The organism is Kitasatospora nipponensis (genome assembly GCF_039528135.1).
Classification (GTDB): domain Bacteria; phylum Actinomycetota; class Actinomycetes; order Streptomycetales; family Streptomycetaceae; genus Kitasatospora; species Kitasatospora nipponensis.
Genome location: NZ_BAAALF010000047.1, coordinates 1 through 15,375, shown reverse-complemented (window position 1 = coordinate 15,375; position 15,375 = coordinate 1). Strand labels below are relative to the sequence as shown.

Below are 15,375 nucleotides of genomic sequence, written 5' to 3'. Positions count from 1 at the left end.
CCGCCCTGCGCACCACCACCCTGCGCCCGATGCGCTGGTGGGACATCGAACCGGTGATGGAGCTGGAGCTGCGGCTCTTCCCCGAGGACGCCTGGTCCCGCGGGATGTACTGGTCCGAACTGGCCGAGGCCCACCCCGGCGGCACCCGGCACTACACGGTGGCCACCACCGCCGAGGGCGCCGTGGTCGGCTACGCCGGCCTGATGACCATCGGTACCGAGGGGGACGTGCAGACCATCGCGGTCGACGACCGCTACCAGGGCCGAGGGCTGGGCTCGGTGCTGCTCGCCGACCTGGTCGCGGAGTCCGTGCGGCGCGGCTGCGCCGAGCTGCTGCTGGAGGTGCGGATCGACAACGTCCGCGCGCAGCGGCTCTACGAGCACTTCGGCTTCGTGCCGGTGGGCATCCGGCGCGGGTACTACCAGCCGGCCGATGTCGACGCCCTGGTGATGCGCCTGGATCACCCGACCGAGAACGAGACCGAGGAACACCATGGCTGACGAACCGCTCGTCCTGGGCATCGAGACCTCCTGCGACGAGACCGGCGTCGGCATCGTGCGCGGCACCACGCTGCTCGCCGACGCGGTGGCCTCCAGCGTCAACGACCACGCCCGCTTCGGCGGCGTGGTCCCGGAGATCGCCAGCCGGGCCCACCTGGAGGCGATGGTCCCCACCATCCAGCGCGCGCTGGACACCGCCGGCATCAAGGGCAGCGACCTGGACGGCATCGCGGTGACGGCCGGCCCCGGACTGGCCGGCGCGCTGCTGGTCGGCGTCTCGGCGGCCAAGGCGTACGCCTGGGCGCTGGACAAGCCGCTCTACGGGGTCAACCACCTCGCCTCGCACATCTGCGTGGACCAGCTCGAGCACGGCCGGCTGCCCGAGCCGACGATGGCCCTGCTGGTCTCCGGCGGCCACTCCTCGCTGCTGATGACCACCGACATCACCAGCGACGTCCGTCCGCTGGGCGCCACCATCGACGACGCGGCCGGCGAGGCCTTCGACAAGGTGGCCCGGGTGCTCGGCCTGGGCTTCCCCGGCGGCCCGGTGGTGGACCGGATGTCCCGCGAGGGCGACCGCAAGGCCATCCGCTTCCCGCGCGGGCTGAGCGGCCCCAAGGACCCCGCGTACGACTTCTCCTTCTCCGGGTTGAAGACCGCCGTGGCGCGCTGGGTGGAGGCCAAGCGGCGGGCCGGCGAGGAGGTCCCGGTGGCGGACGTGGCGGCCTCCTTCCAAGAGGCGGTCACCGACGTGCTGACCCGCAAGGCGATCCAGGCCTGCCGGGACAACGGCGTGGACCACCTGATGATCGGCGGCGGGGTGGCGGCCAACTCGCGACTGCGGGCGATGGCCGAGCAGCGCTGCGAGCGGGCCGGCATCCGGCTGCGGGTGCCGCGGCCGGGCCTGTGCACGGACAACGGCGCGATGGTGGCGGCGCTCGGCTCCGAGATGGTCTGGCGCGACCGGGCCCCCTCGGCCCTGGACCTCTCGGCGGACTCCTCGCTGCCGGTCACCGAGGTCTCGGTGCCCGGGCAGGTGCTCGCGCACGGCGACGTGCACGGCGAGGCCTACCGGGCGCTGGACGCCGACCATGGCCACTGAGGGCGCCGCGGCGGCCATGTGGGAGGCCCGGGCGGCGGCCGGCCTGGGCGCCGAACTGCTCGCCTGGGTGCGGGAGTCGGCGTTGGCGGCGGTGGCCGCGGCGGAGCGCGTCGAGCTGTTCAGCGCGCCGGGGGACCGGGTGCTGGTGATCTCCTGGTGGCCCGCGGGGGCCGAACCGGCCGCCCTGCCCGAACCGCCCGCCGCACTGCTGGCCCGCCCGGCGCACCGTTGGGCGTTCCGATGTGAGGATGTCGACCCGGCACGGTAACGTGCCGAAGCGACACGTCTGAGTGAATCCGGGCACTCGACTGAGAAACAGCTGGGAGCGCGGCGCGGTGAAGAGGCATCACAGGGGTCGGACCACGGCCGCCTGCGCGGGATCGCTCGCCCTGCTCACCCTGCTCGGCGGCTGCGGCAGCAGCGGGGGCGCCACGGCGGCCCCCGCGGGCGCACCCGCCGCCCCGGCCGCGCCGTCCGCCGCCCCTTCGGCCTCCGCCGGGGCCTCGGCCGCAGCCCCGCCCGCCGGCGCGGCCGGCCAGGTGCCGGCCGCGGCCTGGGCCAAGTGGAAGGTGCCGCCGCTCGCCCCCGCGCCGCCGGCCCCGGCCGACAAGCCGGTCAAGCTCACCAAGTCCGGTACCGTGCCGGTGATCAGCAGCATCCCCACGCAGCAGAAGGTGGTCTTCGTGACCATCGACGACGGTGAGGAGAAGGACCCGAAGTTCATCGAGATGATGAGCGACCTGAAGATCCCGATCACCATGTTCCTGATGGACGACGCCATCAAGAACAACTACGACTACTTCAAGCCGCTGCAGGCGGCCGGCAACTCGATCCAGAACCACACGCTGCACCACCCGGCGATGAGCACCAAGTCGGCCGCGGTGCAGAAGACCGAGGTCTGCGGCGACCAGCAGGTGCTGACCCAGAAGTACGGCACCGCGCCGTTCCTCTTCCGGCCGCCCTACGGCGACGGCGCCAACACCCCGACCCTCAACTCGGCGGTCCAGCAGTGCGGTCCGCGGGCGGTCGTGCTGTGGCACGAGAGCATGCAGATCCACGACATGCAGTACCAGAACGCCGACAAGAAGCTGCGGCCCGGCGACATCATCCTGGCCCACTTCCGCGGTCCCAAGGACCTCAAGGGCGAGACGATGACCGAGATGTTCGGCGAACTGCTCAGCCGCATCCAGGAACAGGGCTTCTCGGTGGCCCGCCTCGACGACTACATCCAGCCGCCGAGCTGACCGGGCGGCCGCCGAGAAGCCCTCACGCCCCGGCCGGACGCCCCAGCAGCATCATCGGGGTGGTGCCGATCCGGGTCAGGACGACGGTGGCGCTGTGGGCCCCCTCGGGGCGCAGCTTGCGGCGCAGTTCCTCGGGCTCGACCGCGAATCCGCGCTTCTTGATCACCACGGTGCCCACCGAGCGCTCGCGCAGCAGCGCCTTGAGCTTCTTGACGTTGAACGGCAGCACGTCGGTGAGCTCGTAGGCGCTCGCGTACGGGGTGGGGGTGAGCCGGTCCGACGTCAGGTAGGCGATGTGCGGGTCCAGCAGGGTGGCCCCGCCGAGCAGTTGAGCCACCTCGGCGACCAGGTGGGCGCGGATCACCGCGCCGTCCGGCTCGTACAGGTAGCGCCCCACCGGGGCGGCGGGCGGGTCGGGCAGCCGGCCGCCGGTGAGGGTGTGGCCACCGGGCAACAGGGTGGCCCGGTGCGGCTGTTCGGCTCCCGTGCCGAACCAGAGCACCGCCTCCTTGACGTCGCCGCCGTCCGAGACCCACTCCGCCTCGGCGTCCTCGGGGACCGCCTCGTGCGGGATGCCGGGCGCCACCTTGAGCGCGCCGAAGCGGGTGGAGCGGCCGGCGCCGATCGCCCACGAGAGCGGCGGCGAGTAGGACTCGGGGTCGAAGATCCGCCCGCGCGAGCCGCGCCGGGCCGGGTCGGTGAAGACCGCGTCGAAGCCCTCGGTCGCGGTCTGGGTGACGTCGGCGCAGCGCACCTCGATCAGCTCGGCCAGCCCCAGCGCGGCGGCGTTGGCGGCGGCCACCGCGCAGGTCAGCGGGTCCCGGTCGACGGCGAGCACGGCGATGCCCGCGCGGGCCAGCGCGATGGCGTCGCCGCCGATGCCCCCGCACAGGTCGGCCAGCCGGCGCACGCCCAGCTGCGCGAAGCGCCGGGCCCGCCAGTCGGCCACGCTGCGGCGGGTGGCCTGCTCGACGCCGTCGGGGGTGAAGTACATCCGCCCGGCGTCCTCGCCGAACTTCGCCGCGGCGCGCTGGCGCAGCCGCTCCTGCCCGATCGCCGCGGAGACCAGCTCGGCGCGGTGCGCGCGCCGCAGCCGGGTGGCCACCGCCAGCTCCGCTCCGGGGGCCAAGCCCCGCACCTCGGCCAGCAGCTGCCGGCCCTCCTCGCTCAGCAGGGCCTCAAAGGTCTCGATCTCCACCGGGCCATTGTCGCTGCTCGACACGCCCGCCCCGCGCGCCGTGCCGCCGGGGGCAGGGCGGGCGTACCCGGGGGTGCAGGCCCGCGGACCGGGGCCCGCGGCAGGCCGCCGCACCGAATCCACCGGGCGCGCCGTTGGCACTCTGGTTGACTGAGTGCTAACCGCGGCCTATGGTCGTTCCTGGCACTCCCCCCAGGGGGAGTGCTAACAGCGACAACACCGGTCTGACCCCCGCGACGGCAGGCCACCGATGTCGCCCACCTACCTGTTAGACAACCCCGTAATCTCCGAAGGGGAGCTCGGACGTGACCACCAGCAGCAAGGTTGCCATCAAGCCGCTTGAGGACCGCATTGTGGTCCAGCCGCTCGACGCCGAGACCACCACGGCCTCCGGCCTGGTTATCCCGGACACCGCCAAGGAGAAGCCCCAGGAGGGCGTCGTCCTGGCCGTCGGCCCGGGCCGCTTCGAGGATGGCCAGCGCCTGCCGCTCGACGTCGCCGTCGGCGACATCGTGCTGTACTCCAAGTACGGCGGCACCGAGGTGAAGTACGCGGGCGAGGAGTACCTCGTCCTCTCGGCTCGCGACGTTCTCGCCATCATCGAGAAGTAAGCAGTCCGACGGGCCTCATCGCCCGTCACCTCGCCCCGCCCCGGATCCGTGTCATCACTGACAGGGGCCCGGGGCGCGGTTGTTGGCTCACGTAACGCTGATATCCCAAGGAAACGGAACCATGCCGAAGATCCTGCAGTTCGACGAGGACGCCCGCCGCTCGCTCGAGCGCGGCGTGAACAAGCTGGCCGACACGGTCAAGGTGACGATCGGTCCCAAGGGCCGCAACGTCGTCATCGACAAGAAGTTCGGCGCCCCGACCATCACCAACGACGGTGTCACCATCGCCCGTGAGGTCGAGCTGGACGACCCGTACGAGAACCTCGGCGCGCAGCTCGTCAAGGAGGTCGCCACCAAGACGAACGACGTCGCGGGTGACGGCACCACCACCGCCACCGTGCTGGCCCAGGCCCTGGTCAACGAGGGTCTGCGCAACGTCGCCGCGGGCGCCGGCCCGGCCGCCCTGAAGAAGGGCATCGACAAGGCCGTCGCCGCCGTCACCGAGCACCTGCTCTCCATCGCCCGCGAGATCGAGGGCAAGGACGACGTCGCCGCCGTCGCGTCCCTCTCCGCGCAGGACCCGCAGGTCGGCGAGCTCATCGCCGAGGCGATCGACAAGGTCGGCAAGGACGGTGTCATCACCGTCGAGGAGTCCAACACCTTCGGCGTGGAGCTGGACTTCACCGAGGGCATGCAGTTCGACAAGGGCTACCTGTCGCCGTACTTCGTCACCGACGCGGAGCGTCAGGAAGCGGTCCTCGAGGACCCGTACATCCTGATCAACCAGGGCAAGATCTCCTCGATCCAGGAGCTGCTCCCGCTGCTCGAGAAGATCCTGCAGGGCGGTGCCTCCAAGCCGCTGCTGATCATCGCCGAGGACGTGGACGGCGAGGCGCTGTCCACCCTGGTGGTCAACAAGATCCGTGGCACCTTCAACGCGGTGGCCGTCAAGGCCCCGGGCTTCGGTGACCGCCGCAAGGCCATCCTGGGCGACCTGGCCACCCTGACCGGTGCCACCGTCATCTCCGAGGAGGTCGGCCTCAAGCTCGACCAGGCCGGTCTGGACGTGCTGGGCACCGCCCGCCGCGTGACCATCACCAAGGACGAGACCACCGTCGTCGACGGCGCGGGTGACAGCGAGGCCGTCGCCGGCCGCGTCGCCCAGATCAAGGCCGAGATCGCCAACACCGACTCGGACTGGGACCGCGAGAAGCTGCAGGAGCGCCTGGCCAAGCTGGCCGGCGGCGTCTGCGTGATCAAGGTCGGCGCCGCCACCGAGGTGGAGCTCAAGGAGCGCAAGCACCGTCTCGAGGACGCCATCTCGGCGACCCGTGCCGCGGTCGAGGAGGGCATCGTCGCCGGTGGTGGCGCCTCCCTCGTGCACGCGCAGAAGGTGCTCGACGGCGGCCTGGGCCTCAGCGGCGACGAGGCGACCGGTGTCGCGGTCGTCCGCAAGGCGCTCGCCGAGCCGCTGCGCTGGATCGCCCAGAACGCCGGCCTCGAGGGCTACGTCATCACCCACAAGGTCGCCGAGCTGGAGGCGGGCCACGGCTACAACGCCGCCACCGGCGAGTACGGCGACCTGGTGAAGGCCGGCGTCATCGACCCGGTCAAGGTCACCCGCTCCGCCCTGGAGAACGCGGCCTCCATCGCCTCGCTGCTGCTCACCACCGAGACCCTCGTGGTGGAGAAGCCGGCCGAGGACGAGGGTGGCGCCGGTCACTCGCACGGCGGCCACGGCCACGCGCACTGACGCCACGCCGCAGCACAGCCCGAAGGCCCGGTCGGCCCCGCTCGCGCGGGGAAGGCCGGGCCTTCGGGCTGTGCGCCGCCGGCTTTCCGGCCCGCTCCCCGCAGGGCGTAGCGTGAGGCCATGATCGAGGCTCGCCATCTGAGGGTCCTGCGCGCCGTGGCGCAGACCGGTTCGTACTCCGCCGCGGCCCGCGAGCTGGGGTGCACCCAGCCGGCGGTCAGCCAGCAGATGAAGGCGCTGGAGAAGGCGGTCGAACTGCCGTTGGTGGTCCGCTCCGGGCGGGGGATGCAGCTGAGCGAGGCCGGCGAGGTGCTGCTCAAGCACGCCTCGGGGATCCTGGCCGGCCTCAGCGCCGCCGAGCAGGAGGTGGCCGCGATCGCCGGGCTGCGCTCCGGACGGGTGCGGCTGGTCTCGTTCCCCACCGCGAGTTCCACCCTGGTGCCGCCCGCTGTCGCCCGGCTGCGGGGCGCCCATCCGGGGGTCCGCGTGTCGCTGGTGGAGGCCGAGCCGCCGCAGGCGCTGGCGATGCTGCGCGGCGGCGAGTGCGAGATCGCGCTGGCCTTCCGCTATCCGCACGCGCGGGGCGGCAGCGCGGTGCCGGCGCACGGCTCCACGCGGGCTGCACGGGCCGAGGCGGTGCTGGCGGCGGCCGAGACCGCGGCGGCCGGCGACTGGGACGACCTGGTGGCGCGCCCGCTGCTGGACGATCCGCTGGTGGCGGTGCTGCCGGCGGGCCACCCGCTGGCCGGGCGCGGTGAGCGGGAGCCGGTCGACCTCGCCGAGCTGGCGGGGGAGCAGTGGATCGCGGGGTGCCCGCAGTGCCGGGGGCACCTGGTGGAGCTCTGCGCGGTGGCGGGCTTCGAGCCGCGGATCGACTTCGCGACCGACGACTACCCGGCGGTGGTGGGCCTGGTGGCCGCCGGGCTGGGGGTCGCGGTCCTGCCGGGGCTGGCCCTGGCGGCGCTGCGGCGCGACGCGGTGGCGGCGGTGGAGCTGCGCGCGGGCGCGGCCGGCCCGGCCCGGCGCGAGGTGGTGGAGTTCACCCTGCCCGACCTCGCCGAGGTCCCGGCCGTCGCGCTGATGCTGGACCGGCTCGCGCAGGCGGCCGCCGAGCGCTGAGTCCCGGGCGCCGGGCCCCGAGTGCCGGGTCTGGTGCCGGGTCTGGTGCCGGGTCGTCGGGCGGTCGCGTGCCCGGCCGTCGTCGGCCAGCGGCTGCCGCGGTCAGCGGACGCCGGGCCGCACCCCGGCCTCCCGCCTGGGAGTGGGGTGCTGAAACGTTTCTTCAGTCGGGCGGGGCAGGCGGCTCACGGGCGGACCAGCGGCACCTCGACCAGCCGGTTGCGGGCGCGGCCCTGCAACTCCTCGCGCTCGTCCTCGGTGAGCCCGCCCCAGACGCCGTAGGGCTCACGGACCGCGAGTGCGTGCGCGGCGCACTCGGTCCGTACCGGGCAGCGCATGCAGACCTCCTTGGCGCTCTGCTCGCGCGAGCTGCGCGCGGCCCCGCGTTCGCCCTCGGGGTGGAAGAAGAGCGAACTGTCCACGCCGCGGCAGGCGGCTGAGAGCTGCCAGTCCCACAGGTCCGCGTTCGGGCCGGGGAGTCGGGAGAAATCGGCCATGGCTCGTTCCCTTCGGTGAGGCTTCGGCGTCGGTGTCGGTACGGGCCGGCGGCGGCCGTCCGGCGGCCGTTCGGCGAGGCTCCGAGGCGCCGGGATGGACACCTGGAAATATGACTTACGGCGACCTACGGGACAAGTCACCCACAGAGTCACACAACAGTCAATGATCGTACGAAAGCTATAAAAACGGACGAAACGGGGCATGAAAGCTGCCGACCGGGCTGTGGCAACCGGGTGGTCCGGTGTGTCGCAGGGCCGTACTCCGGCGTGCGCGTCGCGTGCCCGTCACGCCTCGGCTGCACAAAAGAGCGGTCATTGCCCCGCGATGCGGCCGATCGGTAATGGGTCGGCCACGTACAGTGGTGGAGATGGCCCTGAAGGCCGTAACTCATTCGAGTGACGGTCGTTGGAAGTGCGGAGGCGGTTGGCGGGCGCAGGGCGCCGGGCGCGATCACCGGGTGACCGGCGATCCGCACGGGGTCCGTCGCCGAAGAGGCCGTGTCGGAGAGATTCGTACCAGCCAGGAGGCTCAACGTGACGCGGATCAGCTGCGGAGGACGGTCATGACTTCCGTTCTCGTTTGCGACGATTCACCGCTCGCCCGGGAAGCGCTGCGCCGCGCGGTGGCGACCGTGCCGGGCGTCGACCGGGTGACCACGGCGACGAACGGTGAGGAGGTCCTCCGCCGCTGGGTGGCCGACCGCTCCGATCTCGTCCTGATGGATGTCCGGATGCCCGGGCTCGGCGGTGTCGAGACGGTCCGGCGGCTGCTGTCCGCCGACCCCGGCGCCCGCATCATCATGCTCACCGTCGCCGAGGACCTCGACGGCGTGGCGCTGGCGGTGGCCGCCGGTGCCCGCGGCTACCTGCACAAGGACGCCTCGCGCGCCGAACTGCGGGCCACCGTCACCCAGGCCCTGGCCGACCCCACCTGGCGGCTGGCGCCGCGCCGGCTGCGCAGCCCGGACATGGGGGCGGCGCCCACCCTGACGGCCCGTGAGATCCAGGTGCTGGAGGGCATGAGCCACGGCCGGAGCAACGCGGAGATCGGCCGCGAGCTCTTCCTCTCCGAGGACACCGTCAAGACCCACGCCCGCCGGCTCTTCAAGAAGCTCGGCGCCTCGGACCGCGCCCACGCGGTGGCGCTCGGTTTCCGCTGGGGCCTGGTCCGCTGAGCACGGACGGCCGCCCGGGGCGCCCCTTCCTCCGCCGGTCGGAGGGAGGGGCGCGCCGGGATATAGGCCGTTGTGGTCCGCAGGCTGCACCATGGAGGGGTGGAACACCTCGGGGAGCAGCGGACAGGCACTGCGGCGGACCTGGCGGCCGCGGTCGACGCGACCGGTGCCGACCGAGTCGACCGGGTCGACGGCGGCGGGAACAGGGGTGGGTCGGTGGCGGCGACGGATAACGTTCCGGTGCACAACTCCGGACGCGGTGCGACGTTTCGGGCCGCGACCAGGCACCATGGACCGATGCGTGACGACGAGGCCGCCGACCCGGGCGCGGCAGACCCGGAGGGTGCCGTGAGCGACGGCGCCGAGCGTGAGCCGTCAGCGGCCGCGCCGGCGGCCCGACGGCGCCGGGCGGGATCGTCCATCGGCGCCTCGCCGCTGGTCGCCGAGCTGGTGGCCGGCGCGGTGCGCGGGGAGGGCCCGGCCACCGACGCCCTGCTGGCCTACGTGCACCCGCTGGTCCTGCGGTACTGCCGGGGCCGGCTGGTCCGGCTGCCGGGCGGTGCCCGCCACCACGTGGACGACGTGGCGCAGGAGGTCTGCGTCGCGGTGCTCTGCGCGCTGCCGCGCTACCGCGACGAGGGGCGCCCGTTCGAGGCGTTCGTCTACAGCATCGCCGCGCACAAGATCGCCGACCTGCAGCGGGCCGCGATGCGCGGGCCCGGCTCGACCGTGATCCCGCCGGACGACCTGCCCGAGGTGCCCGACGAGGCGCTCGGTCCCGAGGAGCGCGCGCTGCTGAGCAGCGACGCCGCGTGGATGCGCGAGCTGCTCTCCAACCTGCCGGCCCGTCAGCGCGAGCTGGTGCTGCTGCGGATCGCGGCCGGCCTCTCGGCCGAGGAGACCGGCGAGATGCTCGGCATGTCGCCCGGCGCGGTCCGGGTCGCCCAGCACCGGGCGCTCAGCCGGTTGCGGGCCCTCGCGGAGGAACTGGCCTGAGCCCGTCCGCCGGCGGCGGCCCGTGGCGGTCGGCGGCTCGCGGCGGCGCTGTGGAATGGCTCACGACGGGTTGCTGTTGTCAAGGGGGCGCGACGCCGGCATCCGGCGCACCAGTACCATGGGGTATCGGCGCCTGGACAGGTCGCCAAAGATCCGCACGTCCGAGCGGCTTTCCCTTGGATCTTCCTCCAAGTGCGGTGCTTCTGGAGTCCTGGCCTCTGCCGGTGAGCGCGCGGGTGCGAGGAGGCCGTCACCACGGCCCAGCCCACCCCGAGTTGCGACCAACGCGCCCCCGACCCCTCTGCAGGGCGCGCACAGATCGACACGGCCGGCCACGGGAAGGTAGCCCCAATGTCTTACAACGCCGCAGGCGTACCCGAGAAGTTCGCGATGCTCGGACTCACGTACGACGACGTCCTGCTGCTGCCCGGGGCGTCCTCGGTGCTGCCGAACCAGGTCGACACCGCCTCGCGCGTCTCGCGCAACGTGCGGGTGAACATCCCGCTGCTCTCCGCCGCCATGGACAAGGTCACCGAGTCCCGGATGGCGATCGCGATGGCCCGTCAGGGCGGCGTCGGCGTGCTGCACCGCAACCTCTCGATCGAGGACCAGGCCAACCAGGTCGACCTGGTCAAGCGCTCCGAGTCCGGCTTCGTCACCGACCCGATCACGGTCGGCCCGGAGACCACGCTCGGCGAGGCCGACGCGCTCTGTGCCAAGTTCCGGATCAGCGGCGTGCCGATCGCGGACGCGGACGGCCGGCTGCTGGGCATCGTCACCAACCGTGACATGGCCTTCGAGTCGAACCGCGCCATCAAGGTCCGCGAGATCATGACGCCGATGCCGCTGATCACCGGCAAGGTCGGCATCTCCGGCGAGGACGCGATCGGCCTGCTGCGCCGCCACAAGATCGAGAAGCTCCCGCTGGTGGACGACGAGGGCCGGATCAAGGGCCTGATCACCGTCAAGGACTTCGTCAAGGCGGAGAAGTACCCCAACGCCGCCAAGGACGCCGAGGGCCGGCTGCTGGTGGGCGCCGCCGTCGGCGCCAGCGCCGAGGCCTTCGACCGCGCGCAGGCGCTGGTCGCAGCGGGCGTGGACTTCCTGGTGGTGGACACCTCGCACGGCCACAGCCACAACGCGCTGGAGTGGATCGCCAAGATCAAGTCCGCGGTGGGCGTCGACGTGGTCGGCGGCAACGTGGCCACCCGGGACGGCGCCCAGGCGCTGCTCGACGCGGGCGTGGACGGCGTGAAGGTCGGGGTCGGCCCGGGCTCGATCTGCACCACCCGCGTGGTGGCCGGCATCGGCGTCCCGCAGGTCACCGCGATCTACGAGGCGGCCGTGGCCTGCCAGGCGGCCGGCGTGCCGGTGATCGGCGACGGCGGTCTGCAGTACTCCGGCGACATCGGCAAGGCGCTGGCGGCCGGCGCCGACACCGTGATGCTCGGCTCGCTGCTGGCCGGCTGCGAGGAGTCGCCCGGCGAGCTGCTCTTCATCAACGGCAAGCAGTTCAAGTCCTACCGCGGCATGGGCTCGCTGGGCGCCATGCAGTCGCGCGGCCAGGGGCGCTCGTACTCCAAGGACCGCTACTTCCAGGCCGAGGTCTCCTCGGACGACAAGCTGGTCCCCGAGGGCATCGAGGGCCAGGTGCCCTACCGCGGCCCGCTGTCGGCGGTGCTGCACCAGCTGGTCGGCGGTCTGCGCCAGACCATGGGCTACGTGGGCGCCGCCACCGTGGCCGAGATGGAGAGCAAGGGCCGGTTCGTCCGGATCACCTCGGCGGGCCTCAAGGAGAGCCACCCGCACGACATCCAGATGACGGTGGAAGCCCCCAACTACACCAGCAGGTAGGAACCCTTCCCACCGCTGCGGCCCGCCGCCCGTTCCGGGTGGCGGGCCTTTGTGCGCCGCGGGCCGGGCGTCCGGGATACTGGGGGCGATCGTGAGCAGCAAGCAGCAGAGAGGCTCGAAGTGACTGAGATCGAGATCGGGCGAGGCAAGCGCGGCCGTCGGGCGTACTCCTTCGACGACATCGCCGTCGTCCCCAGCCGCCGGACCCGGGACCCGAAGGAGGTCTCGATCGCCTGGCAGATCGACGCCTACCGTTTCGAGCTGCCGTTCCTGGCGGCCCCGATGGACAGCGTGGTCTCGCCCGCGCAGGCCATCGAGATCGGCCGTCTCGGCGGGCTCGGGGTGCTCAACCTGGAGGGTCTGTGGACCCGCTACGAGGACCCGCAGCCGCTGCTGGACGAGATCGCCGCCATCACCGACGAGGCCGCCGCGACCCGGCGGCTGCAGGAGATCTACGCCGCCCCGATCCAGGCCGAGCTGATCGGCCGGCGGATCAAGGAGGTGCGCGAGTCCGGTGTGGTGACCGCCGCGGCGCTCTCGCCGCAGCGCACCGCCGAGTTCTCCAAGGCGGTCGTGGACGCGGGCGTGGACGTCTTCGTGATCCGCGGGACCACGGTCTCCGCCGAGCACGTCTCGGGCGCGGCCGAGCCGCTCAACCTCAAGCAGTTCATCTACGAGCTGGACGTCCCGGTGATCGTCGGCGGCTGTGCCACCTACACCGCGGCCCTGCACCTGATGCGCACCGGCGCGGCCGGCGTGCTGGTCGGCTTCGGCGGCGGCGCCGCGCACACCACGCGCAACGTGCTGGGCATCCAGGTCCCGATGGCCACCGCGGTGGCGGACGTGGCGGCCGCGCGCCGTGACTACATGGACGAGTCCGGCGGCCGCTACGTGCACGTGATCGCGGACGGCGGCGTCGGCTACAGCGGCGACATCGCCAAGGCGGTGGCCTGCGGCGCGGACGCGGTGATGATCGGTGCCGCGCTGGCCCGGGCCACCGACGCGCCGGGCAAGGGCTTCCACTGGGGCATGGAGGCGGTGCACGAGGAGCTGCCGCGCGGCAAGCGCGTCGACCTGGGCACCGTCGGCAGCACCGAGGAGATCCTGGCCGGCCCCTCGCACACCCCGGACGGCACGATGAACCTGTTCGGCGCGCTGCGCCGGGCGATGGCGACCACCGGCTACTCGGAGCTCAAGGAGTTCCAGCGGGTCGAGGTCACCGTCAGCCACCGCTGACGCCGGCCGCACGACCGGCCGCACGACACGACAGCAGGGCCCCCGCGGTGCCGACGGCACCGCGGGGGCCCTGCGCGTCGCGTCGTCGCGGTGTCAGCTCGCGGCGCCGAAGCGCCGGGTGAGCACGAAGCCCTCGAACGCGGCCAGGCCGTAGAAGAGGATGTCCTTGGCGTCCATCAGCTCGTGCCAGCCGGACATGGTGTCGCTGAAGTCCGAGCCGAAGACCTCGCCGAAGCCGAGGCCGTACTGCTGATGGACCACCAGGTAGATGTAGAAGAGCTGGCCTATGAAGACCCCGAGCACCGAGAAGAGCAGCCCGAAGAGCGGCAGCACCGGGTGGCGCCCGCCGACCTTGCCCAGGCCGAAGGCCACCGCGAGCGCGAGCGCGAGCGCGAAGTAGCTCCACTGCGAGTCGGTGGTCTTCATGATGAAGCCGTACAGCAGGCCGCCGGCGAGCATGGCACCGAAGCCGACCGCGATCGCGGCGCCGGGGTTGCCGCGCCGCACGGGGGGCGGGGCCATCGGGGCGTAGCCGTACGGTGCGCCCTGGCCGTAGGCCTGGGGGCCGGCGGACGGCGGCGCGGTGGGCGGTGCCTGCGGCGGCGCCTGAAGCGGCGTCTGGGCCGGGGTCGGCGGCGGGACGGGCGGGCCGAACTGGCCCGGCTCGGGCGTGGTCATGACGTTTCCCCAGGTAGGGACGGGAAGGGACGGAGGCGAACGTTAGCAGTGGGCCGACGGCCCGCGACAGCGAATTCAGGTCACGACTCGGGAATTCCAGGGGTCGAGTGAACAGCCCTCACGGGCACAGGGGATGATGGAGGCTTGACCGTCACAGCGCCCTTCGCGCCATCGACCGACGGTCCGTCACCCGACCGGCAGCAGCACATGTGGGGGAACGCCCGAATGACCCAGCCGCAGGGCAGCTCCGGACGCCTCCTGGCCGGCCGCTACCGCCTCGACTCGATTCTCGGCAGCGGCGGCATGGGAACCGTCTGGCGGGCCGAGGACGAGATGCTCGGCCGGATCGTCGCGGTGAAGGAACTGCGCATGCACGGCGGTGTGGACGACGACGAGAAGCACCGGCTGATCGTCCGCACGCTGCGCGAGGCCAAGGCCACCGCCCGGATCCGGCACGCCGCCGCCGTCACCGTCTACGACGTGGTCGAGGAGGACGACCGGCCCTGGATCGTGATGGAGCTGGTCGACGGCCGCTCGCTGGCCGAAGTGGTCAAGGAGGACGGTCCGGTGACGCCCGCCCGGGCCGCCGAGATCGCGCTGGAGCTGCTCGGGGTGCTGGGCGCCGCGCACAGCCACGGGATCCTGCACCGCGACGTCAAGCCGTCCAACGTGCTGATCGGCGAGGACGGCCGGGTGGTGCTCACCGACTTCGGCATCGCCAGCGTGGAGGGCGACTCCTCGGTCACCTCGACCGGGATGCTGGTGGGCGCGCCCTCGTACATATCGCCGGAGCGCGCCCGCGGGCAGAAGCCCGGGCCGCCGGCCGACCTGTGGTCGCTGGGCGGCACGCTCTACGCGATGCTCGAGGGCACCCCGCCCTACGACCGGGGCTCGGCGCTGGCCACGCTCACCGCGGTGATGACCGAGGAGCTGCCGCCCCCCGCCAACGCCGGACCGCTGCGTCCGGTGATCGAGGGACTGCTGGAGAAGGACCCGGCCCGCCGGCTGGACGCCTCGGCGACCCGCTCGATGCTCAAGCGGATCGTCGCGGAGTCCACCGCCCGGGCGGAGTCGACCACCGAGTCGGCCGTGCCGGCGGCGGCCGACACGGCGGTGCTGGAGCCGGTGCGCCGCGCGGAGCCGAAGGCCGCCGAGGGCCGGGGTGGCAAGCCGGCCCGCGAGCGCTCGGCCAGGCGCGGCGCGGTGCCCGGGCTCAACACGGTGCGGGTGGGCAGTTCGCTGGCCGCCCCGCCGCCGGCCGCGCCCGCCGAGGCGGCCACGACCGCGGGCAGCGGCAAGGACGCGGCCCGGGCCGCGGGAGCCGGTGGGGCCGCCGAGGCGGCCGCGCAGGAGAGCGGGACCTGGAGCCGGAGCGCCACCCTGGGGGCGTCCGCGCGCCGGTGGCGGGGCCG

Annotated in this window: 15 protein-coding genes; 12 read left to right on the top strand and 3 right to left on the bottom strand. The window is 73.0% G+C overall.

The annotated features are described in order from the left end of the window. Nucleotides 1-29 precede the first annotated feature (29 nt). The 4 genes from rimI (at nucleotide 30) to ABD323_RS15790 (ending at nucleotide 2,846) form a co-directional block, all read left to right on the top strand. Nucleotides 30-500, top strand: a complete 471-nt coding sequence (gene rimI / locus ABD323_RS15805; protein WP_344442257.1) for a ribosomal protein S18-alanine N-acetyltransferase — start codon at nucleotides 30-32, stop codon at nucleotides 498-500. Next, nucleotides 493-1,602, top strand: coding sequence for a tRNA (adenosine(37)-N6)-threonylcarbamoyltransferase complex transferase subunit TsaD (tsaD, locus tag ABD323_RS15800; protein WP_344442218.1), 1,110 nt, complete (start codon nucleotides 493-495; stop codon nucleotides 1,600-1,602). The genes rimI and tsaD overlap by 8 nt, the downstream gene beginning before the upstream one ends. Further along, the gene (locus ABD323_RS15795; protein ID WP_344442217.1) at nucleotides 1,592-1,870 is read left to right on the top strand and encodes a hypothetical protein; all 279 of its coding nucleotides are present in this window, start codon (nucleotides 1,592-1,594) and stop codon (nucleotides 1,868-1,870) included. The genes tsaD and ABD323_RS15795 overlap by 11 nt, the downstream gene beginning before the upstream one ends. A gap of 67 nt (nucleotides 1,871-1,937) precedes the next feature. Then, nucleotides 1,938-2,846, top strand: a complete 909-nt coding sequence (locus ABD323_RS15790) for a polysaccharide deacetylase family protein (RefSeq protein WP_344442216.1) — start codon at nucleotides 1,938-1,940, stop codon at nucleotides 2,844-2,846. A 22-nt stretch (nucleotides 2,847-2,868) separates the two neighbouring features. Here the strand turns inward: ABD323_RS15790 and ABD323_RS15785 are convergent, their stop codons facing one another. Continuing rightward, complete coding sequence (locus tag ABD323_RS15785) at nucleotides 2,869-4,044, bottom strand: THUMP-like domain-containing protein (RefSeq protein WP_344442215.1); 1,176 nt, start codon at nucleotides 4,042-4,044, stop codon at nucleotides 2,869-2,871. 305 nt (nucleotides 4,045-4,349) lie between these two features. Here ABD323_RS15785 and groES point away from each other — a divergent pair, with 305 nt between their 5' ends. From groES to ABD323_RS15770, 3 genes are all read left to right on the top strand, one after another. Continuing rightward, entirely contained in the window at nucleotides 4,350-4,655 is a 306-nt protein-coding gene (gene groES, locus ABD323_RS15780) for a co-chaperone GroES (RefSeq protein WP_344442214.1), read from the top strand. A gap of 121 nt (nucleotides 4,656-4,776) precedes the next feature. Next, a complete protein-coding gene (groL, locus tag ABD323_RS15775) occupies nucleotides 4,777-6,408 on the top strand; it encodes a chaperonin GroEL (RefSeq protein WP_344442212.1) in 1,632 nt (543 codons plus the stop codon). A gap of 120 nt (nucleotides 6,409-6,528) precedes the next feature. Further along, nucleotides 6,529-7,527, top strand: a complete 999-nt coding sequence (locus tag ABD323_RS15770; protein ID WP_344442211.1) for a LysR family transcriptional regulator — start codon at nucleotides 6,529-6,531, stop codon at nucleotides 7,525-7,527. Between the two features lie 185 nt (nucleotides 7,528-7,712). Here the strand turns inward: ABD323_RS15770 and ABD323_RS15765 are convergent, their stop codons facing one another. Further along, nucleotides 7,713-8,024 (bottom strand): WhiB family transcriptional regulator, encoded by a 312-nt coding sequence (locus ABD323_RS15765; RefSeq protein WP_344442210.1) that lies wholly within the window; start codon nucleotides 8,022-8,024, stop codon nucleotides 7,713-7,715. A gap of 563 nt (nucleotides 8,025-8,587) precedes the next feature. Between ABD323_RS15765 and ABD323_RS15760 the strand changes: the two genes are divergently transcribed. From ABD323_RS15760 to ABD323_RS15745, 4 genes are all read left to right on the top strand, one after another. Then, on the top strand, nucleotides 8,588-9,199 hold the full coding sequence (locus ABD323_RS15760; protein ID WP_014136228.1) for a response regulator transcription factor: 612 nt from the start codon (nucleotides 8,588-8,590) through the stop codon (nucleotides 9,197-9,199). 297 nt (nucleotides 9,200-9,496) lie between these two features. Then, a complete protein-coding gene (gene shbA, locus ABD323_RS15755) occupies nucleotides 9,497-10,195 on the top strand; it encodes an RNA polymerase sigma factor ShbA (RefSeq protein WP_344442209.1) in 699 nt (232 codons plus the stop codon). A 351-nt stretch (nucleotides 10,196-10,546) separates the two neighbouring features. Next, a complete protein-coding gene (gene guaB / locus ABD323_RS15750) occupies nucleotides 10,547-12,049 on the top strand; it encodes an IMP dehydrogenase (protein WP_344442208.1) in 1,503 nt (500 codons plus the stop codon). A 120-nt stretch (nucleotides 12,050-12,169) separates the two neighbouring features. After that, complete coding sequence (locus ABD323_RS15745) at nucleotides 12,170-13,285, top strand: GuaB3 family IMP dehydrogenase-related protein (protein ID WP_344442207.1); 1,116 nt, start codon at nucleotides 12,170-12,172, stop codon at nucleotides 13,283-13,285. Between the two features lie 93 nt (nucleotides 13,286-13,378). Here the strand turns inward: ABD323_RS15745 and ABD323_RS15740 are convergent, their stop codons facing one another. Continuing rightward, nucleotides 13,379-13,963 (bottom strand): hypothetical protein, encoded by a 585-nt coding sequence (locus ABD323_RS15740; RefSeq protein ID WP_344442206.1) that lies wholly within the window; start codon nucleotides 13,961-13,963, stop codon nucleotides 13,379-13,381. Nucleotides 13,964-14,188: 225 nt separating this feature from the next. Between ABD323_RS15740 and ABD323_RS15735 the strand changes: the two genes are divergently transcribed. After that, nucleotides 14,189-15,375: serine/threonine-protein kinase (locus ABD323_RS15735; RefSeq protein WP_344442205.1), on the top strand; the 1,187-nt coding region annotated here is incomplete at its 3' end.

Bases quoted from the DNA above. Each gene is read 5' to 3' on its own strand.
- rimI (WP_344442257.1), top strand. From the start codon at position 30: ATGCGCTGGTGGGACATCGAACCGGTGATGGAGCTGGAGCTGCGGCTC.
- tsaD (WP_344442218.1), top strand. From the start codon at position 493: ATGGCTGACGAACCGCTCGTCCTGGGCATCGAGACCTCCTGCGACGAG.
- ABD323_RS15795 (WP_344442217.1), top strand. From the start codon at position 1,592: ATGGCCACTGAGGGCGCCGCGGCGGCCATGTGGGAGGCCCGGGCGGCG.
- groL (WP_344442212.1), top strand. From the start codon at position 4,777: ATGCCGAAGATCCTGCAGTTCGACGAGGACGCCCGCCGCTCGCTCGAG.
- ABD323_RS15770 (WP_344442211.1), top strand. From the start codon at position 6,529: ATGATCGAGGCTCGCCATCTGAGGGTCCTGCGCGCCGTGGCGCAGACC.
- ABD323_RS15765 (WP_344442210.1), bottom strand. From the start codon at position 8,024: ATGGCCGATTTCTCCCGACTCCCCGGCCCGAACGCGGACCTGTGGGAC.
- ABD323_RS15760 (WP_014136228.1), top strand. From the start codon at position 8,588: ATGACTTCCGTTCTCGTTTGCGACGATTCACCGCTCGCCCGGGAAGCG.
- shbA (WP_344442209.1), top strand. From the start codon at position 9,497: ATGCGTGACGACGAGGCCGCCGACCCGGGCGCGGCAGACCCGGAGGGT.
- guaB (WP_344442208.1), top strand. From the start codon at position 10,547: ATGTCTTACAACGCCGCAGGCGTACCCGAGAAGTTCGCGATGCTCGGA.
- ABD323_RS15740 (WP_344442206.1), bottom strand. From the start codon at position 13,963: ATGACCACGCCCGAGCCGGGCCAGTTCGGCCCGCCCGTCCCGCCGCCG.